Consider the following 18,857-nt stretch of genomic DNA (forward strand, 5'->3'; position numbering starts at 1 on the left):
ATCACTCGCCGACGAGATTCAGCCGACGAGATTCGACGACTTACGGGGTGGCCGCGGCAGCGGCCGCGGCGTGGCCGAAGGCGCGCGACTCGGTGAACGACGCGCTGCGAGCGTCCGGCGGCACGCCGACCACGTCGCCGGATTTCTTGTATCTCGCGGTCGCCATTGGATGCGTGTTCGGCTCCGTCTCCGGGGGCGGTCCGGGGTGGCATGGACGCTTCCCCATCCGGCGAGCGGGGTCGGCGGGCAATGGACAGGGCGGTGGATCGGGGTGGGGTGAGCGTGCCGGTTCGTCCACTGTGTCGTGGGTCTCCCATACGGCAGATTGGCTGCGGACGGACCCATCGCGCACAGGGAGTTGAACGGATGCATCGCGGAGTAGGCACCGGCACGCTGGACGAACAGCGGATCGATGCTGTCCCCCGGCTGGAATTCGAGCGGATCGCGGGTGAGCTGCCGTCGGCGCGATTGGTCTGGCATGGCGCGCCGCCGCATCTCACCACGCTGATCGAGGTCTTCTCGGCGCTGGGATTGCAGGTGATCACCCATGAGGTGAGCGGCGATGAGCTGCGCGCCGTGCATCGGTTCACCTTCCGCCCCACCGCTTTTCCGCTGCACGAGCGAACGGCCGAGCTGATCGCGGACGCGTTCCTGGCGGCCGTGGACACCGCCGTGGAGGTCGACGGGTTGATCGGGTTGGTCGGCACGGCCGAGCTGGCGTGGCAGGATGTGGTCCTGGTGCGTGCCGCGTGCCGCTATCTACGGCAGGTGGGCCTGCGCCTGAGCGAGGTCACGGTCACCGAGATCCTTTCCGCCCATGTCGAATTCGTGCGCGCGTTCGTGGAGTTGTTCCACGCCAGGTTCGATCCGGCGCGAACGGCCGGGCGGGCCGAGTCGGTGGCCGCCGCTGATGCGGCGGTGCAGCGACGGCTGGAGGCCGCGGCCACGCTGCCGGAGGATCAGCTGCTGCGTGGCCTGCACACCTTCTGCACCGCGGTGCTGCGCACCAACTGGTATCAGCCGGGTCGCGCGGTGGCCGCGTTCAAGGTCGATCCGGCCCGGCTCTCGATCTCGGCCCCGGTCACGCCCTATCGCGAGATCTTCGTGCACGCCGCCGATGTGGAGGGCAGCCACGTGCGAGGCGGCGCTATTGCCCGCGGCGGCTTGCGCTGGTCGGATCGCGGGGACGATTTCCGCACCGAGGTGCTCGGGCTGATGAAGACCCAGACGGTGAAGAACGCGGTCATCGTGCCGACCGGCGCGAAGGGCGTGTTCGTGGCCCGGCGCGGCAGCGATCCCGCCACTGTCGAATTGGCGTACTCGGCGTTCATCGGCGGTCTGCTCGATGTCACCGACAATATTGTCGACGGCGTGACGATCCCGCCCGCGCACTGCGTGGTGTACGACGATCACGATCCGTATCTGGTGGTCGCGGCGGACAAGGGCACCGCGCGCTTCTCCGATCTGGCCAATGGCATTGCGGTATCGCGGGGTTTCTGGCTCGGCGACGCGTTCGCCTCGGGCGGTTCCAGCGGCTACGACCACAAGGCGCTGGGCATTACCGCGCGGGGCGTGTGGTGCTCGATCCGGCAGCATCTGGCCGAGCTGGGCATCGACGCCGACGCGCAGCCGTTCACGGTGGCGGGTATCGGCGATATGTCGGGCGACGTCTTCGGCAACGGCATGCTCGAAACCGATCGGATTCTGCTGGTGGCGGCCTTCGACCACCGCCACATCTTCCTCGACCCGGACCCGGATCCGCTGCTGTCGCATGGTGAGCGCCGCCGCCTGGCCGGTCTGGAGCGCAGCAGCTGGGCCGACTACGACCGCGCCCTGATCTCGGAGGGCGGCGGCGTCTGGCCGCGCACCGCCAAGTCCGTCCCCCTCTCCCCCGAGGTGCGTGATCGGCTGGGCGTCACCGCGACGGAACTGCCCGCGCCCGAGGTGATCCGGGCGATTCTGAGCGCCGAGGTGGACCTGCTGTTCAATGGCGGCATCGGCACCTATGTGCGCGGCGGCGACGAGCCGGACACCGCGGTCGCCGACCCGGCCAATGACGAGGTGCGGATTCCGGCGTCGCGGCTGCGCTGCCGGGTGGTCGGCGAGGGCGGCAATCTGGGTCTCACCCAGCGGGCGCGCATCGAGTTCGCGGTGGCGGGCGGCCGGGTCAATGCCGATTTCATCGATAATGCGGCGGGCGTGGCGATTTCGGATCGCGAGGTGAACCTCAAGATCGCGCTCGCGGCCGCTGTGACCGCGGGTTCGCTGACCCCGGCCGAACGGGATCGGCTGCTGGCCGACAATGCCGGCGCGGTGGTCGCCGCCGTGCTCGCCGACTGCGATCGGCAGGCGCTGGCCATCAGCCTGGCCGAGGCGCACGCCCCCTTCCTGATCGATCGGCACGGCCGTTTGATCGAGAACCTGGAGCAGGCCACCGGTCTCGACCGCGCCGCCGAATTCCTGCCCACCCCGGCGGAGCTCACCGCCCGCCGCCGCGCGGGAACCGGCCTGGTGCGTCCGGAGATCGCGGTACTGCTGGCCATGGCCAAGAACCTGGTCCGCGATGAACTGCTGGCCGCCGGAATTCTCGACGATCCGGTGGTGGCCGGGACCGTGTTCGGCTACTTCCCCGATTCGGTGCGCACCGGGCTGGGTGCGGACGTGCTGCGCAAGCACCCGGTGGCCCGGGAGATCGTGGCCGTGGCGGTGGCGAACCAGGTGATCAACCGGGTCGGCCCCGGCATGATCCACCGCCTGGAGGAGCGCCTCGGCGCGGGCACCGCGCACATCGTGCTGGCCTGCACGGTGGTGCACACCGTGCTCGATATCGACGGTTGGTGGCGCGACGTCCTCGCTCTGCCCGGCGTCTCGCCGCGGGTGCGCATGAGCATCCTCAACGGCATTCAGGCGGCCGTCGAACAGGCCACCGCCTGGCTGCTGACCCAGCCCGGCTCCGGCTCCTGGTCGGAGGAGATCGACCGTCACGCGCCGCTGGTCGCGGAATTGATCACGGTGCTGCCGCGACCCTGCGGGCATACCGGACGCGACCTGGCGAACCTGCGTCTGCTGGCGCAGGCGCTGCCGCTGAGCGACATCGCCCGGCGCGCACAGCTTCCGGTGCCGCTGGTTGCGCAGACCTACCGCGAGCTGGGCGATCTCATCGGTTTGGACTGGCTGGCAACGGCTTTCGATGCGAAGCCCGTGTCGGACCGCTGGGAGAGCCTGGCTGCCGCCGTGCTGGGCGATGAATTGCAGTCGCGCTGGCACGCGCTCACGGTCGCGGTCCTCGCCGGGGCCGACCCCACCGCCTCGGCCCGCGATCTCGTGACGGCCTGGGGTGACACCGATTCCGCCGCCAGGCTGCGGGAACTGGCCGGTGGTCTGCGCCGCTCCGGCGTCGTCGATATCGCGCGGCTGTGCGTGGTCAACGCCGGATTGGCGGAGGCGGCCAAGGTCAGCGCCGGGCGATAACCGCCAGCAGCAGCTCGGCGCGCACCCGGGCGGTATCGAGCCGGCAACCGAGCACGGATTCGATCTTGACGATCCGGCTGCGCAGCGTATGCCGGTGCACGCCGAGGGCGTTGGCGGCGGCTTCCCATTGCCCGTGCGCCTCGAGGTAGGCGCGCAGCGAGTCCACCAGGTTGGTGTCGTGCCGCTCGTCATAGCCGACGAGCGGCGCGAGCATGGCCTCCGATACTGCGCCGAGCATCCGCCGCGCCTCCGGGAAGGTCAGCAGGGAGTGCCCGGCCAGCGCGGAGAGCTCCTGCGGGCTCGCCCCGGGCGGCGCCGCGGACGCGGCCAGCTCCGCGTGTTCGATGGCGGCGGCGAAGCGGCGCAGGGGATGTGGCGCGCTGATCCCGGCACGCACGGTGGCGCGCACGCTCGCGGGCACGGATTGCAGCAGCTGCTCCGCCGATTCCTCGGTCTCGGTGCCGGCCAGCAGAATGGCGGCCCGATCGTCGGCCAGATGGGCGAACAGCTGCCTGCTCAGCGTCGCCAGCCGCGTGTCGACGGCCTCGACGACCCGTTCGGCGGTGTCCGCCGAGGGACAGCGCAGCACCAGTGCGCGCACGCGCCCGGCCCGGTCGGCGGCCGGAGTCAGATGCCCCCACACGGTGTCGAGCGTGGTCGGTTCCTCGAGCAGCATGGCGATGGCCTGGGTGTTCAAGCGGTTCTGCGCGATGCGCAGTCGCGCGGGTTTCTCGAAGTCCAGGGCGAGCAGTGAGCTGGCGTGCCCGAGCAGCACCTGGTCGACAGGGCTCAGCGCGGTCGTGGTGACGACGGCGAGATGCCCGTGCGTGGCGGGCCCGGCCGCGATGGCCTGCACGGCGATGAAAACGTCGGGGGCGGTGTGGATCACGCCGCTGGCCGCGCCTTCGCCGCGGGTCCCGAGAAATTCGGTGATCTTGTCGATGATCTCGGCGGGCACCGGCCCGGGATGCGCGTCGGTCACCACGCCATCGGCTCCGACGACGATCGCGGTGGCCGACAGCGCCGCCGACAATTCCTTGATGACGGCGGGCACGCCCTGGATCGCGGCGCGGGTCATGCGCGGCTGGCTGCGCGAGGCCCGCAGCACCTTTTCGTACTCCTGTTCGGCGAGCCGCTGCATGACCTTCTTGGTGATCGCGCCGAACGGCGTCGGCAGCGGCACCTCGAACAGCGGCAGCCCGAGCTCGTCGGCGGCCTCGACCAGGTCCTCGGGCACGGCCGGGTGTGAGAGCCCGACTCCGAATCCGACGCCGACCACCCCCACCGAGTCGAGATCACGAAGGTAGCGCAGTCGATCGGGGCGACTGAGCGGCAAACCCATGCCGGTGGTGAGCACCAGTTCCCCGCCGGAGAGCCATTGCTGCGGTTCGGTGAGTTCGGAGGTGAGCGCGAGCGCGATCTCCCGGCCCAGTCCGGCACCGCCGCCCTTGAGCACCAATCCCAGCTCCGGCTGCGACAGGATCCATCGGACCGGAATTCCCACACTCATAGCTCTCCCACAGCAACTGGACACAATGGTGAAACCCCACTCTCGAGTCACGCCGATTCGGCAGGTGACGCAGGGGTGTGTCGCGCAGCACACTCGGTGGCAATCGAGCAGCACTCCCACATCGCACGAGAACGGGCAGACATGACCACGGAGATACTTCGCAACTACATCGACGGCCAGTTTACGGCCGCCACCGCAGCGGAGTCGTTCGACCTGATCAGCCCGGTGGACGAGTCCGTGACCGGCCGCAGCCCGATCTCCGGGCCCGCCGATGTGGATGCCGCCGTGGCCGCCGCCGCCCGCGCCTTCCCGGCCTGGAAGGCCGCCACTCCGAGCCGCCGCCAGGCCGCCCTGCTGAAACTGGCCGACGCCATCGAAGCCAATGCGCAGGCCCTGGTCGAGGCGCAGTCCCTCGATACCGGCCAGCTCAAGCATCTGATCGCCTCCGAGGAGGTCGCCGCGGGCGCGGATCACCTGCGCTTCTTCGCCGGGGCGGCGCGGCTGCTGGAGGGCAAGTCGGCCGGTGAGTACCTGGAGGGCTTCACCTCCTATGTGCGCCGCGAACCGGTCGGCGTGATCGGCCAGGTGACGCCGTGGAACTACCCGCTCATGATGGCCATCTGGAAGATCGGCCCGGCGCTGGCGACCGGCAATACGGTCGTCCTCAAGCCCAGTGACACCACGCCCCGCAGCACCCTGGTGCTGGCCGAACTGACCCGGGACATCCTGCCCGCCGGCGTCCTGAACGTGGTGCTCGGCACCGCGGGCACCGGGGCCGCGCTGGTCGCGCATCCGGCCCTGGACATGGTGGCCATCACCGGTTCGGTGCGCGCGGGCATCGAGGTGGCCACCGCCGCCGCCCATCAGGTGAAGCGGGCGCATCTGGAATTGGGCGGCAATGCGCCGGTCCTGGTGTTCGACGACGCGGATCTGGCGCTCGCCGCCGATCGCATCGGCGATGCCGCCTACTTCAACGCCGGTCAGGACTGCACGGCCGCCACCCGCGTGCTGGTGCACGAGTCCGTGCACGACGCCTTCGTGGAGGCCCTGGTGAAGAAGGCGCACACGGTGCAGCCGGGCCTGCCCGACAATCCGGATGCCGCCTACGGCCCGCTCAACAACATCCGCCACTTCGAGTCGGTCACCGGCAAGATCGCGGCGCTGCCCGCGCACAGCACCATCGCCACCGGCGGTGTGCGGATCGGCGAGCGCGGCTTCTTCTTCGCGCCGACCGTGGTGACCGGTGTGCGCCAGGACGATCCGATCGTGCAGGAGGAGATCTTCGGCCCGGTGATCACCGTGCAGACCTTCGCCGACGAGTCCGAGGCCATCCGTCTGGCCAATGACGTGGTCTACGGCCTGGCCTCGAGCGTGTGGAGCCGCGATCACGGTGTGGTGCAGCGGGTTTCGGCCGCACTGGACTTCGGCGCGGTGTGGGTGAACTGCCATATTCCGCTGGTCGCCGAGATGCCGCACGGCGGTTTCAAGCGCTCGGGCCACGGCAAGGATCTGTCCGCCTACGGCGTCGAGGACTACACGCGCATCAAGCACGTCATGAGCGCACACGACTGATTCCGGCTGCGCCGGCCCCCGAATTCCCTTCCGCAGAAAGACTGTCATGACAGAGATCAGCTACCGGATTCCGCAGCAGCGGGTGCTCCGGACCGCCCTGCCCGGCCCGCGCTCGCAGGAACTGGCGGTGCGCCGCAAGGGCGCCGTCGCCGCGGGCGTCGGTTCCACCGCCCCGGTGTACACCGCCGATGCCGATGGTGGCGTCATCGTCGATGTGGACGGCAATGCGCTCATCGATCTCGCCGCGGGCATCGCGGTCACCAGTGTCGGGGCGTCGCATCCGAAAGTCGTTGCGGCGATCAAGGATCAGGCCGAGCGGTTCACCCACACCTGTTTCATGGTGGCCCCGTACGAGGGCTACATCGAGGTGGCCGAGCAGCTGGCCGCGCTGACTCCGGGCGATCACGAGAAGCGCAGCGTGCTCTTCAATTCCGGCGCGGAAGCGGTGGAGAACGCCGTCAAGGTGGCGCGCCTGGCCACCGGCCGCCCCGCAGTGGTCGCCTTCGATCACGCCTATCACGGCCGCACCAACCTGACCATGGCGCTGACCGCGAAATCCATGCCGTACAAGCAGAATTTCGGCCCGTTCGCGCCCGAGGTCTACCGGATGCCGATGTCGTATCCGTTCCGCGACGGCGGTCAGGACGGCGCGGCGGCGGCGCGGGAGGCGATCACCCGGATCGAGAAGCAGATCGGCGCGACCTCGGTGGCGGCCATCATCATCGAGCCGATCCAGGGCGAGGGCGGATTCATCGTGCCCGCACCGGGATTCCTTCCGGCGCTGGCCGATTGGGCCCGTGCCCATGGCGTGGTGTTCATCGCCGACGAGGTGCAGACCGGTTTCGCCCGCACCGGCGACTGGTTCGCCTGCGCGCACGAGGGCGTGGTGCCCGACATCATCACCATGGCCAAGGGCATCGCGGGCGGGATGCCGCTCTCGGCGATCACCGGCCGCGCCGATCTCATGGACGCGGTACACCCGGGCGGCCTGGGCGGCACCTACGGCGGCAATCCGGTCGCCTGCGCCGCCGCGCTGGCCGCCATCGACGCCATCCGCGAGCACGATCTCAACGCCCGCGCCCGCCGCATCGGCGAGATCGCCTCGGCCCGCTTCCGCGCACTCGCGCAGCAGGTTCCGGCCATCGGCGAGGTGCGCGGCCGGGGCGCGATGCTGGCGCTGGAGTTCGTCCGCCCCGGCGGCACCGAACCCGATGCCGCCCTGACCACCGCCATCGCCGCCCGCTGCCTGGAGCAGGGTGTGCTCACCTTGACCTGCGGCACCTTCGGCAATGTGATCCGGCTGCTGCCGCCGCTGGTGATCGGCGAGGACCTGCTGAACGACGCCCTGGATGTGTTGTGCACCGCCATCGGTGATCTGTCCGCGTAATCGACTGCTGAGGAAATCTGTTGTCCGAGTTCGACTTCGTTCGCGCCCTCGTTCCCACCGGTGTGTGGATCGACGGAGTCGCGGCCCCCGCGTCCGGCGGCGGCACCTTCACCGTGACCGATCCGGCCACCGGTGACCTGCTCACCGAGGTCGCCGACGCGGGCCGTGCGGACGCCCTGCGGGCCCTCGACTCGGCCTGCCGGGTGCAATCCGAGTGGGCCGCGACGACTCCCCGCGAGCGCTCCGCGATCCTGCGGCGGGCCTGGGAACTGCTGGTGGATCGCACCGAGGAGATCGCGCTGCTGATGACCCTGGAGATGGGCAAGACCATCGCCGAGTCGCGCGGCGAGGTGGCCTACGGCGCGGAGTTCCTGCGCTGGTTCAGCGAGGAGGCGGTCCGGATCGGCGGCCGCTACACCACCGCGCCCGCGGGCACCGGCCGCATTCTGGTCACCCGGCAGCCGGTCGGCCCGGTGCTGGCCATCACACCGTGGAACTTCCCGCTGGCCATGGGTACTCGCAAGATCGGCCCGGCCCTGGCGGCCGGGTGCACCGTGATCGCGAAGCCCGCCGAGGACACCCCGCTCACCATGCTGGCGCTGGCCGCGATCTTCGCCGAGGCCGGTCTGCCCGAGGGGGTGCTGTCGGTGCTGCCGGGCAGCGACGCCGCGGCCGTCACCGCGCCGCTGCTGGCGGATTCGCGGCTGCGCAAGCTGACCTTCACCGGGTCCACCCGGGTGGGCACGCTGCTGCTGCGGCAGGCCGCCGGCAATGTGCTGCGCACGTCCATGGAACTGGGCGGCAACGCGCCGTTCATCGTGTTCGACGACGCCGATCTGGACCAGGCCCTCGATGGCGCGATGGCCGCGAAGATGCGCAATGGCGGTCAGGCGTGCACGGCGGCGAACCGTCTCTACGTGCACAATTCGCTGCGCGAGCAGTTCGCGTCCCGCTTCGCCGAGCGGCTGGCCGCGCTGCGCGTCGGCCCCGGCTACCAGCCGGACGTCGATCTCGGACCGTTGATCAACGAGCGGCAGCGCGCGACCGTGACCGCACTGGTGGACGACGCGATCGCCTCCGGCGCTGTGCTGCGCACCGGCGGCAAGCCGCTCGACGGCCCGGGCTGTTTCTTCGAGCCCACCGTGCTCGACACGGTGCCGCGCACCGCGCGGATGCACCGGGAAGAGATCTTCGGCCCGGTCGCCGCGATCTACGGTTTCGATACCGAAGCCGAGGTGGTGGCCGCCGCCAATGACACCGAATTCGGTTTGGCGGCTTATATTTTCACGAAAGACCTCGATCGCGCTCTGCGCGTGAGCGACGCCCTGGAAGCCGGCATGGTCGGCATCAATCGCGGTGTCGTCTCCGATCCGGCCGCTCCCTTCGGCGGAGTCAAACAGTCCGGCCTGGGCAGCGAGGGCGGGTCCGAGGGGATCCACGAATACCTCGACACAAAATACGTCGCGCTCACTCGCTGACGTCATCTCCCGGCACCCCGGCCCCTGCGCCGGATCTCGTGCCGAACCGGCCGTTCCAGGCCGGTGTCTCCACCGTGGCGCGGCGCCGGTGGGAGCGCGCTTCTCGCTCCCACCGCCGCCAGACCCTCGCAAGAGGAGCTCTCATGCTCATCCAGAATTCTCCGGGGATCGAATCCTCAGCCTCGAGCGGCAAGGGATTGGCTACCAACAAGGTCGGCGTGCTGGCCGGGGCCGTGCTCAGTATCGCCTCCATCGCGCCGGCGTATACGACGACGGCCAGTCTGGGTCTGATCGTCGCCGCTGTCGGCCTCAAGATGCCGGCGCTGCTGATCGCCGGATTCATTCCGATGTTCCTGGCGGCGTACGCCTATCGCGAGTTCAATGCCGAAACCCCGGATTGCGGAGCCTCGTTCACCTGGTCGGCACGATCCCTGGGCCCCTACGTCGGCTGGATGGCCGGGTGGGGTTCGGTGATCGCCGTGGTGATCGTGCTGGCCAACATCGCGGCGGTCGGCGCGGAGTTCCTGTACCTGTTCGTGGGCAAGCTGGTGGGGTCGGAGACCATCGCGACCCTCGGTGACAACAAGCCGATCAATATCGTGACCACGCTGGCGTTCCTGGCGGCGGCCGGGTGGGCGGCCAGCCGCGGCATCACGTCGAGTGAACGCCTGCAGTACGTGCTGGTCGGCTTTCAGCTGACGGTGCTGCTGGTGTTCGCCGGTATGGCGCTGTGGAAGGCGCTGGCCGGGGACGCGCCGTCCGGGCTGAGCTTCGATATCGACTGGTTCGATCCGTTCACCGGACTCACCCTGGGCGCGTTCGCCATGGGCTTGATCGGGTCGGTGTTCCTGTACTGGGGCTGGGATACCGCGCTGACCCTCGGCGAGGAGTGCAAGGATCCGCAGCGCACCCCCGGGCGGGCCGGAGTGCTGTCGATCCTGACCGTGCTCGGCACCTATCTGCTGCTGGCGGTGTCGCTCATGTGGTACGCCGGAGTCGGCGAAACCGGTATCGGACTGGGCAATCCGCAGACCTCGGACAATGTGTTCGGCGCGCTGGCCCAGCCGGTGCTCGGCGGCAACGGCGAGATTCTGCTGTACCTCGCGGTGCTGGTCTCCACCATCGCCAGCCTGCAGGCCACCTTCCTGCCCGCGGCGCGCGCCATGCTCGCCATGGGCACCTACCGGGCACTGCCCAGCCGGTTCGCTTCGGTGCACCCGCGCTATCAGGTGCCGCGGTTCACCACCGCGGTCGCCGCGATGGTGGCGGGCGGTTTCTACGCGCTGACCGCGCTGCTGTCGGAGCACGTCCTGCAGGACACGATCGCCGCGCTGGGTATCATGATCTGCTGGTATTACGGACTGACCGCGTTCGCGTGCGTCTGGTACTTCCGCAAGCGGTGGTTCGCCTCGGGCCGCGATTTCCTGTTCAAGCTGCTGTTCCCGCTGCTCGGCGGCGCCATGCTGCTGATCATCTTCGCCATCTCGGTGCGGGAGAGCCTCGATCCGGCAACCGGTAGCGGCGCCGAGATCTTCGGCATCGGACTGGTGTTCTATCTGGGGTTCGGGATTCTGGTGCTGGGCGCGGCGCTGATGCTGGTGCAGCGCTGGCGGGATCCGGCGTACTTCCGGAGCCGGACATTGCCGCGCGCGGTGTCGGGCGATCCGATGCCCACCGTGCAGGCGCCCACCGTCTAGCGAATCCCACTGCGCCGCAGTCCTATTCCCACTACAGGAGGAATCATGCACGTCGTCACCTGTTTCGAACCGCCCGTCTCGCACGCCCGGGTCGGCGAGCCGGTCCGCCCGCCGCTGCGGGTGGCCCTGGTACAGCACCGCTGGCAGGCCGACGCCGATGCGCTGCGCGCCGAGCTGAGCGCGGGCATCGCCCAGGCGGCCGAGCTCGGAGCCAAGGCCGTGTTCCTGCCGGAACTGACGTTGAGCAAATACCCGGCGTTCGTGCGCGGCGGCGACAACCCGGGCGCCGATGCCGAGGATCTGACGACCGGGCCCACCGTCACCTTCGCGGCGAAGGCGGCCATCGAGCACCGCGTGTTCGTGCACGCCTCGCTGTACGAGCGCGCCGATCAGGGCGACGGGCTGGGCTTCAATACCGCGATCCTGGTATCCCCCAGCGGCGAACTCGTCGGTCGCACCCGCAAGCTGCACATTCCGATCAGCGCCGGCTACTACGAAGACACCTACTTCCGCGCGGGCCCCGCGACCGAGGAGTCCTACCGCCCGCACACGCATCCGGAACTCGGTGACGTCCGCATCGGCATGCCGACCTGCTGGGACGAGTGGTTCCCCGAAGTGGCGCGGCTGTACTCGCTGGCCGGAGCGGAGGTGATCGTCTACCCGACCGCCATCGGCTCCGAACCCTCCTTCCCGGCCTTCGACACCCAGCCGCTGTGGCAGCACGTGATCGTCGGCAACGGCATCACCAGCGGCACATTCATGGTGGTGCCCAACCGTTTCGGCGACGAGGGCGAGATCACCTTCTACGGTTCGTCCTTCATTTCCGACCCCTACGGCCGGATCCTGGTGCAGGCCCCGCGCGACGAGGCGGCGGTGCTGGTCGCCGATCTGGATCTGGATCAGCGCGGCGACTGGCTGACCCTGTTCCCGTTCCTGGACACCCGCCGGCCCGACACCTACGCCCGCCTGACCGCGCCGGTGGATCACCAGCACCCCTTCGGGCGGCCCTGATGACCTGGCACATGCCCGCCGAGCACGCACCGCATCGGCGCACCTGGATGGCGTTCCCGCCCGCCGGGTCGGAGATCACCGCGACCCCGCAGGCGGTGACCGAGGCCCGCACGGCGTGGACGGCGGTGGCCCATGCGGTCGCCGAGTTCGAACCGGTCACCATGATCGTGGATCCGGCCGATGCGGCGGCGGCCCGGACCTGCCTGTCGAGTGCGATCGAGATCCTCGAAGCGCCCCTGGACGATGCCTGGATGCGCGATATCGGGCCGACCTTCGTGCACGCCGCGAACGGGTCGGTCGCGGCGGTGGACTGGGTGTTCAATGGCTGGGGCCAACAGGAATGGGCCAGGTGGGACCACGATGCGAAGATCGGCCGGGCGGTCGCGGCCGCGGCCGGGACGCCGGTGGTGGATTCGGCGCTGGTCAACGAGGGCGGCGGCATCCAGGTCGACGGCCGCGGGACGGTCCTCGTCACCGAGACCGTGCAGCTGGACCCCTACCGCAATCCGGGCCTGACCAAGGCGCAGATCGAGGCCGAGTTGCGCCGCACGATCGGCGTCGACACGGTGATCTGGCTGCCGCGCGGACTGTGGCGGGACTCGCAACGATTCGGCACCCGCGGGCATGCGGACATCGTCGCCGCGCTGCCCGCACCGGGTGTGGTCCTGGTGCACGACCAGCGTGATCTCGAGCACCCCGATCATGCGCTCAGCCGGCAGCTCATGAAGCAGCTGGCCGCCGAAACCGATTCGGCCGGAAAGCCTTTCGAGGTGGTGCCGGTGCCCGCCCCGCGAACGCTGCGGGACGAGGAGGGCTTCGTCGACTACAGCTACATCAACCACTACGTGTGCAACGGTGCGGTCATCGTGTGCGGATTCGACGACCGCAACGACACCGAGGCCGCGGCCGTGCTGGCCGATGCCTATCCCGGCCGCGCCATCGTGACCGTCGACGCGCGGGAGATCTTCGCGCGCGGCGGCGGCATCCACTGCATCACCCAGAACGAGCCCCTGCCCACGCGCTGACAACTCGGCCGGCACGCCGGAATGGCGATTGAGGGGCCGGCCGAGTCGCCGCAGTGGAGCGAGCGGGACCGTGAGCGCACCCACATACTAGAAACAGCAACCCTCGGGTTATCTCCAGGAAAACTCGATGTTCAGCAAGGAGTTCTCGTGCCTGTCATCACTCGCGACGTCGTGATCGTCGGCGCCGGGCCGTCCGGCCTGACCGCCGCCACCGAACTACACAAGGCCGGTCTGACCGTGGCCGTGCTGGAGGCTCGTGATCGAGTCGGCGGACGCACCTGGACCGGCGACATCGAGAACGCGATGATCGAGATCGGCGGCCAGTGGCTGTCCCCGCATCACACCGCCGCCCTCGAGCTGGTCGAGGAACTCGGCCTGAAGACCTTCTCCCGCTACCGCGACGGCGAATCGGTCTACCTCGCCGCCGACGGCACCCGCCAGCAGTTCACCGGCGACGTCTTCCCCGCACCCGCCGACACCGCCGCCGAGATCGACCGCCTCATTCAGCTGCTCGACGGGCTGGCCGCCGAGGTCGGCGCGGAGCAGCCGTGGGCGCATCCGCTTGCGGCCGAACTGGATTCGATCCCGTTCAGCCTGTGGCTGGAGCGGCAGTCCGACAACGACTACGCCCGCGAGACGGTGGCGTTCTTCGTCTCCGGAGCCATGCTGACCAAGCCCGCACACACCTTCTCGACACTGCAGGCACTGCACATGGCCGCCGCGCAGGGGTCCTACACCGCGCTGGCCACCGACACCTTCATGCTGGACAAGCGGGTCATCGGTGGCATGCAACAGGTTTCGCAACGCCTGGCCGCCGCCCTCGGCGACGATGTGCACCTGAATTCGCCGGTGCGGAAGATGCGATGGTCCGAGACCGGCGTCACTGTCTTCGCGGACGGCGATCTGGAGGTGCGCGCCGACCGCGTGGTGCTGGCGGTGCCACCGAACCTGTACTCCGGCATCAGCTTCGATCCGCCCATGCCACGCCGTCGCCAGCAGATGTACCAGCACATGTCGTTCGGTTTCGTGGTCAAGGTGCACGCGGTGTACCCGACCCCGTTCTGGCGCGCGAAAGGCCTGTCCGGCACCGGTTTCAGTGATACCGACATCGTGTCGGAGGTCTACGACAACACCAACCACGACGCCACCAACGGCGCGATGGTCGGCTTCATCGCCCACGAACAGGCCGACGCCGTGTTCGAGATGAGCCCCGCCGAGCGCAAGCAGGCCGTGCTCGACTGCCTGGTCCGCTACCTCGGCCCCGAGGCCGCCGACCCGGTCGTCTACTACGAATCCGACTGGGGCGCAGAGGAATGGACCCGCGGCGCCTACGGCGTCAGCTTCGACCTGGGTGGCATGACCCGCTACGGCCGCGACCACCGCGACCCGGTCGGCCCGATCCACTTCTGCTGCTCGGACCTGGCAGGGCACGGCTTCCAGCACGTGGACGGCGCGATCCGGATGGGCCGCCGCGCGGCCGCCGCCATCGTGGCCGAACGCAGCCTCGTGTAGCCACACCGTCCCTCACAGCCGGTCTGTTCTCGGGTGTGCGGCGGTTCCGGGCCGCACGCCGCACGCTCACCCCCCGTCGCCTTCCAGCCTCGCCCGCACGGCTTCCATGCGGTCGGCCAGGGCAGCCTCATCGATGACTTTTCTGGCGATCAGTGAGTGCGCCAGCGCGACGAGCTGATTCTCCGGGAACGGCAGTGTCGTGTACACCTCGGTGGAGAGGCGGTCCTCCTCGAGGCGACGCGTGAGAAGTGGCAGTACCGTTCCTTCCCTGTCGAGTGCGTCGCACATCCCGTCGAGACTCGACCGCCATGGCGGCACCGGATCGGCGACGCCGTACTTGTCGGCCATGCGCGACCACACCTGTCCGCGAGCGGCGATCTGCTCCAGCGTCCGCACTCGGACATGTGTGACGTCGTCTTCGGTCGGCATTGCTCGGCCTCTCGGAGTCAGTACTTCTCGGCCGGGTGGGTGGCAGGGTGCACGGGGCGGTCCACAGTCGCTCTCACGCCGGGCTTGGGAAGGGCGACGCCGATCAAGCAGTCCCGCGTCGCGATCTCTGCGAGCTGCTCCTCGGTCCAGCCCTCCGTGCCATCCGGCCGGACCGGCAGCACCATGAACCTGTGCTTGGAATTGGAGTCCTCGACTCGGATCTCGACGTCTTCCGACAGGAAGAGGCCGAACTCGGCGAGAACCTGGCGCGGCCAGCGCACCAGGCGGCGGCGATAGTTCGGCGTCCGATACCACTCGGGTGAGTTTCCGAGAATCGGACGCGGATAGCACGAGCACAGGGTGCACACGATCACGTGATGCAGCGTCGGCGTGTCCTTCAGCACGTGCAATGCCGTGAAATCGCTGGGCGTCCCGAAGCCGGTCGGTCGCAACCAGTCGATTCCCACCTCCAGACAGGCGGCGATGGGATCCTCGAGCAGCAACCGCTCGAAATCGGGATCGATCCAGGCCTTGGCGACGAGCCGGGCGCCGGGCGCCGGACCCAGCTGTTCGACGAACTCGGTATAGGTCCGGTGATCCTCGGCGGTGAACAACCCTTTCTCGATCGCCAACTCGCGCAACGAGATCTCGAGCACCTCGAAGTCGGTGACCTCCTCGACCATCGGCGCCGCGTGCCGTTCAGAACTGTCGTGACCCGACTCCCCATTCGCCGTCATGCCGATTCCTCTCGATGATCGCGGGCTTCGGTTCGGTTCGGCTGCAGCCACGTTTCCGAGATCTCCGCCTGCAGCGTGTCGTTCGGACAACCCGAATACGGCTCCCACAAATCGGTCATCTTGAACCGCACGATGTAGAACCACTCGGGCTTCTGATCCTCCCGGTCGAACGCCTCGTCTTCCGGTACCAGGCTCTCGTAGGACACTGCGACGACCGTGCACGGCTTGCCCCGCAGGTACTCCTGGGTGCGCGTGTAGAAGATCGTCGGCAGATCCCGCACGCGCACCGCATCGCCCGCCGCGAACCGCGGGGCGCCGGCGGTACCGGCGAAACACTGCGGATCGCCTTTGCCGGCCGCCTCCGTGTGATGGCGGTTACGGGCCACAGCCTCCCCGTCGCCGGTCGTGCGAGGCACGGCTTCCAGCAGAGCGTTGCCGCCGCCGGCGCAGCGTTCCCGCACCTCGCTCACCCGCTCGATCAGCTCACCGAGCGTGATGTGACGCTTGTCGATGAGGCAACGCGCAACAGCCAGCACCCAGCGTCCGTAGTACGGAAACCCGAGATATGCCATACGCCCGACATCGACATTGCCGAGCCGTCGACGTTCCTCGGACGTCCAGATCCCCCGCCAGCCGAGAACCTCACACGTCACAAACGTATTGAGTTCCCACTGCTCTTCCTCTTTCTCCTCGAACGTCGCCGGGGCATCCGGTTCACCGCCGACATCGTGCGGCGTCTTCATATAGGCCCTGAACAGGGCGCTGTCGATCTCATCCGGGTAAGCCCAGTCCTGAAGCCGATGAAACCCGAGCCGCAGCTGACTGACCATGTCCCCCATGACTGAATTGGCCACGACCTCACCTCCGCCTTGGATGGGCAGCAAAATCACAGCAATCCGACTGTAGCGCCGATGGACCCTCGCCGGAACCGATCACCACTTCCGAACACCACCCCCGAGGGGGGCTGGTCTAGGACCGGCTGGTCGCGGTCGATGTGGTGTGTTCGCTGCGCCAGATTGCGGATTGGCCCGAAAGCCTGGGGTGCGCGGGCTGCGGGTGCTGCTGGAGTCGATCGAAGCGGTCCAGGTCGTGCATCGGTACGAGGCCGGTCAAGGTGAAGTTCCAGATCTGGCGGATGAGATTGCCTGCAGTACGCCGGGTTTCCGGGCGGGTCGCGTAGCGGCGAGCGATGGTCGGGAAGTCTTCGGGTTCGACGCCGGCGACATCACGGACATGGGTGGTGGGGCCGCCCACCTCCCAGGTTCCCAGCGCGGCCTCGAGCGCGTAGTAGCGCAAGCCGGACTCCAGGTACAGGTCGAAACCGAGTCGTTTCGCGTTCATGCGCACGGCCTTCATGAGCATCCGAGGGGGAACCTCGAGGTGGCGTACCCGTCGGCCCAACGCCTCACCCACGGCGTCGGCGATCTCTGCCCCGGTCAGCAGCGTGGGCCCGGTCGGGCGGTAGGCCCGACCGTCATGACGGTGCGGGTCCAGTAGCGCGCCCACCGCAACCCGGGCGATGTCGTCGTTGGAGGGAGGCGCGTTGCGTCGGCCCCCGGTCGGCGCGGGCAGCACGCCCAGCTGGGCGGCCACACCGATGAACTGCAGGTAGTTGTCGGCGAACCAGCCGGGGTCGACCGCGACATGGGCGGTATCGGGTAGCAGCTCGAACAGCTTGTCGATCAACCAGTGCTGGCGGGTCATCAGCGAAGGATGCTCAGGGCTGGCCAGCCACTGCCCCAGCGCCACCACCGCCTCGACACCCGAGCGCCGCGCGGCCACGGCGAAGGAGACCGCACCGTCGAGTGCATGGGGGTGGTACGGGGGGTTGAAGAACAGCCGGTCGACCCCGTCCATCGCGGCCTGTACCTGCTGGATATCGAAGATGTCGGCGACGACCGTGTCGGCGCCCAGGGCCCTCAGCCGTGCGCTGCGCGCATCGTCGCGATGCACCAAAGCCCTCGTCGGCACGCCCTTCTCCAACAATTGGGCGGCGACGGCACCGCCGATCTTTCCGGTGGCGCCGGTTACCAGCACGCGAGTGGTTGTCATCGGAGTTCCTTTCCGGGTTGGTGTCTCGGTTCGCGGACCTGCGGCTACCGCAAAGTTGCCACTGGTCACATCTCCGAGTGTGGGACGAGATGTGACCATTGTCAACATTGGGGTGGCATGCCAGCCTGAAAGTCATGAGCGGCACCTGCCCGCGCCGGGTCAACGCCAAGCCGCGCGCGGGTGACAGCGATCCGCGGCGGAAGTCCTACCACCGCGGCGCGCGGCGCTCGGCCTTGATCGAGGCGGGGATCCTCCGACCCCGCCCCCGGTCGTTAATTCGTCACAGTGACGTGTTGATCTGGACTGGCTGGACGGTGGAATCTGTTGCTGTCAGGGCGAACTCGCTCCCGGATCAGCTCTTCGGTGTCGCGAGACGGGGGATTTCGTGCATCCCGACCTCGCCCTGCGGTACGCGCCGGGATGGACCTCAGCCCGCGGGCTGGGTGCGCCGGATGCCTCGCCAGCCCAGTGGGAGTTGGACGCGGCCTGCCCGGATATCGCCGATGAGGTGGGCGTAGCCGTCACGAACTTCGCCGAGATGGACCCACGCGGAGTGCCGAAGCTCCTCGCAGTCGCTGTGCAGCACCGTCCACCACGCCTCGGCGTAGGTCTTCGCCACATGACTGATCACCTCGCCGAAGGTGTGCGTGTGGCGACGGGCGCATCGGGTGTGGCGTGTATAGGACGCGGCCCAAGAGTTGATCTTGTCGATGACCTTCGCGATATCCGCGCACAGCGCCGCCTCGGTGACCTCCGGTGCATTCCGCCGCGGATTCAGAACCGCCGAAATCAGCGCGGCATGCAGATCGCCGAGTTCTCTCGCCCACGTGATGAGCGGGAACGGCTCGGTGAGCCGCCCGGCGATCGCGGCCAATAGTTGGTCAGGCGAGAGCAGCGATACCGCATCCGTCGCCTGATCCCCGCACGCCGCTACATCCGCATTCATGGGTGACCACGTGGCGCTGCCAGAGAAGCC

The 18,857-nt window shown here is 68.8% G+C and carries 15 protein-coding genes; 8 read left to right on the forward strand and 7 right to left on the reverse strand.

The features are described 5' to 3' along the window. Nucleotides 1-40: 40 nt before the first annotated feature. Nucleotides 41-166 carry a hypothetical protein gene (locus ACFXHE_RS07075; RefSeq protein WP_379380715.1) on the reverse strand — a complete coding sequence of 42 codons (126 nt, stop codon included), beginning with the start codon at nucleotides 164-166 and terminating at the stop codon, nucleotides 41-43. A gap of 200 nt (nucleotides 167-366) precedes the next feature. Here ACFXHE_RS07075 and ACFXHE_RS07080 point away from each other — a divergent pair, with 200 nt between their 5' ends. After that, on the forward strand, nucleotides 367-3,471 hold the full coding sequence (locus tag ACFXHE_RS07080; protein WP_379380717.1) for an NAD-glutamate dehydrogenase domain-containing protein: 3,105 nt from the start codon (nucleotides 367-369) through the stop codon (nucleotides 3,469-3,471). Here the strand turns inward: ACFXHE_RS07080 and ACFXHE_RS07085 are convergent. Beyond that, complete coding sequence (locus tag ACFXHE_RS07085; protein ID WP_379380719.1) at nucleotides 3,455-4,981, reverse strand: PucR family transcriptional regulator; 1,527 nt, start codon at nucleotides 4,979-4,981, stop codon at nucleotides 3,455-3,457. The genes ACFXHE_RS07080 and ACFXHE_RS07085 overlap by 17 nt on opposite strands. 141 nt (nucleotides 4,982-5,122) lie before the next feature. Here ACFXHE_RS07085 and ACFXHE_RS07090 point away from each other — a divergent pair, with 141 nt between their 5' ends. The 7 genes from ACFXHE_RS07090 to ACFXHE_RS07120 all read left to right on the forward strand — a co-directional run bounded on the left by ACFXHE_RS07090 (nucleotide 5,123) and on the right by ACFXHE_RS07120 (nucleotide 14,663). Next, entirely contained in the window at nucleotides 5,123-6,553 is a 1,431-nt protein-coding gene (locus ACFXHE_RS07090) for an aminobutyraldehyde dehydrogenase (RefSeq protein WP_379380721.1), read from the forward strand. Nucleotides 6,554-6,599: 46 nt separating this feature from the next. Beyond that, the gene (gene gabT, locus ACFXHE_RS07095; protein WP_379380723.1) at nucleotides 6,600-7,940 is read left to right on the forward strand and encodes a 4-aminobutyrate--2-oxoglutarate transaminase; all 1,341 of its coding nucleotides are present in this window, start codon (nucleotides 6,600-6,602) and stop codon (nucleotides 7,938-7,940) included. A gap of 20 nt (nucleotides 7,941-7,960) precedes the next feature. Continuing rightward, on the forward strand, nucleotides 7,961-9,418 hold the full coding sequence (locus tag ACFXHE_RS07100; RefSeq protein WP_379380725.1) for an NAD-dependent succinate-semialdehyde dehydrogenase: 1,458 nt from the start codon (nucleotides 7,961-7,963) through the stop codon (nucleotides 9,416-9,418). A gap of 143 nt (nucleotides 9,419-9,561) precedes the next feature. Then, nucleotides 9,562-11,115: an APC family permease gene (locus ACFXHE_RS07105; protein WP_379380727.1), complete on the forward strand. Its 1,554-nt coding sequence runs from the start codon at nucleotides 9,562-9,564 to the stop codon at nucleotides 11,113-11,115. 45 nt (nucleotides 11,116-11,160) lie between these two features. Then, nucleotides 11,161-12,126, forward strand: a complete 966-nt coding sequence (locus ACFXHE_RS07110; protein WP_379380729.1) for a nitrilase-related carbon-nitrogen hydrolase — start codon at nucleotides 11,161-11,163, stop codon at nucleotides 12,124-12,126. After that, nucleotides 12,126-13,151, forward strand: a complete 1,026-nt coding sequence (locus ACFXHE_RS07115; protein ID WP_379380731.1) for an agmatine/peptidylarginine deiminase — start codon at nucleotides 12,126-12,128, stop codon at nucleotides 13,149-13,151. The genes ACFXHE_RS07110 and ACFXHE_RS07115 overlap by 1 nt, the downstream gene beginning before the upstream one ends. A gap of 147 nt (nucleotides 13,152-13,298) precedes the next feature. After that, complete coding sequence (locus ACFXHE_RS07120) at nucleotides 13,299-14,663, forward strand: flavin monoamine oxidase family protein (protein ID WP_379380732.1); 1,365 nt, start codon at nucleotides 13,299-13,301, stop codon at nucleotides 14,661-14,663. Nucleotides 14,664-14,729: 66 nt separating this feature from the next. Here the strand turns inward: ACFXHE_RS07120 and ACFXHE_RS07125 are convergent, their stop codons facing one another. From ACFXHE_RS07125 to ACFXHE_RS07145, 5 genes are all read right to left on the reverse strand, one after another. Continuing rightward, a complete protein-coding gene (locus ACFXHE_RS07125; RefSeq protein WP_379380734.1) occupies nucleotides 14,730-15,092 on the reverse strand; it encodes a thiocyanate hydrolase in 363 nt (120 codons plus the stop codon). Nucleotides 15,093-15,109: 17 nt separating this feature from the next. Next, nucleotides 15,110-15,829 (reverse strand): thiocyanate hydrolase subunit gamma, encoded by a 720-nt coding sequence (scnC, locus tag ACFXHE_RS07130; protein ID WP_379380736.1) that lies wholly within the window; start codon nucleotides 15,827-15,829, stop codon nucleotides 15,110-15,112. Beyond that, nucleotides 15,826-16,668 carry an SH3-like domain-containing protein gene (locus ACFXHE_RS07135; RefSeq protein ID WP_379381393.1) on the reverse strand — a complete coding sequence of 281 codons (843 nt, stop codon included), beginning with the start codon at nucleotides 16,666-16,668 and terminating at the stop codon, nucleotides 15,826-15,828. Before ACFXHE_RS07135 ends, scnC begins: the two co-directional genes overlap by 4 nt. Nucleotides 16,669-16,798: 130 nt before the next feature. After that, on the reverse strand, nucleotides 16,799-17,881 hold the full coding sequence (locus tag ACFXHE_RS07140; RefSeq protein WP_379380738.1) for an NmrA family NAD(P)-binding protein: 1,083 nt from the start codon (nucleotides 17,879-17,881) through the stop codon (nucleotides 16,799-16,801). A 427-nt stretch (nucleotides 17,882-18,308) separates the two neighbouring features. After that, a complete protein-coding gene (locus ACFXHE_RS07145; RefSeq protein ID WP_379380740.1) occupies nucleotides 18,309-18,827 on the reverse strand; it encodes a hypothetical protein in 519 nt (172 codons plus the stop codon). Nucleotides 18,828-18,857 lie beyond the last annotated feature (30 nt).

It is taken from the genome of Nocardia sp. NPDC059229 (assembly GCF_042754165.1).
Classification (GTDB): domain Bacteria; phylum Actinomycetota; class Actinomycetes; order Mycobacteriales; family Mycobacteriaceae; genus Nocardia.

Bases quoted from the DNA above. Each gene is read 5' to 3' on its own strand.
- ACFXHE_RS07075 (WP_379380715.1), bottom strand. From the start codon at position 166: ATGGCGACCGCGAGATACAAGAAATCCGGCGACGTGGTCGGCGTGCCG.
- ACFXHE_RS07080 (WP_379380717.1), top strand. From the start codon at position 367: ATGCATCGCGGAGTAGGCACCGGCACGCTGGACGAACAGCGGATCGAT.
- ACFXHE_RS07085 (WP_379380719.1), bottom strand. From the start codon at position 4,981: ATGAGTGTGGGAATTCCGGTCCGATGGATCCTGTCGCAGCCGGAGCTG.
- ACFXHE_RS07090 (WP_379380721.1), top strand. From the start codon at position 5,123: ATGACCACGGAGATACTTCGCAACTACATCGACGGCCAGTTTACGGCC.
- gabT (WP_379380723.1), top strand. From the start codon at position 6,600: ATGACAGAGATCAGCTACCGGATTCCGCAGCAGCGGGTGCTCCGGACC.
- ACFXHE_RS07105 (WP_379380727.1), top strand. From the start codon at position 9,562: ATGCTCATCCAGAATTCTCCGGGGATCGAATCCTCAGCCTCGAGCGGC.
- ACFXHE_RS07110 (WP_379380729.1), top strand. From the start codon at position 11,161: ATGCACGTCGTCACCTGTTTCGAACCGCCCGTCTCGCACGCCCGGGTC.
- ACFXHE_RS07115 (WP_379380731.1), top strand. From the start codon at position 12,126: ATGACCTGGCACATGCCCGCCGAGCACGCACCGCATCGGCGCACCTGG.
- ACFXHE_RS07125 (WP_379380734.1), bottom strand. From the start codon at position 15,092: ATGCCGACCGAAGACGACGTCACACATGTCCGAGTGCGGACGCTGGAG.
- scnC (WP_379380736.1), bottom strand. From the start codon at position 15,829: ATGACGGCGAATGGGGAGTCGGGTCACGACAGTTCTGAACGGCACGCG.
- ACFXHE_RS07135 (WP_379381393.1), bottom strand. From the start codon at position 16,668: ATGGGGGACATGGTCAGTCAGCTGCGGCTCGGGTTTCATCGGCTTCAG.
- ACFXHE_RS07140 (WP_379380738.1), bottom strand. From the start codon at position 17,881: ATGACAACCACTCGCGTGCTGGTAACCGGCGCCACCGGAAAGATCGGC.
- ACFXHE_RS07145 (WP_379380740.1), bottom strand. From the start codon at position 18,827: ATGAATGCGGATGTAGCGGCGTGCGGGGATCAGGCGACGGATGCGGTA.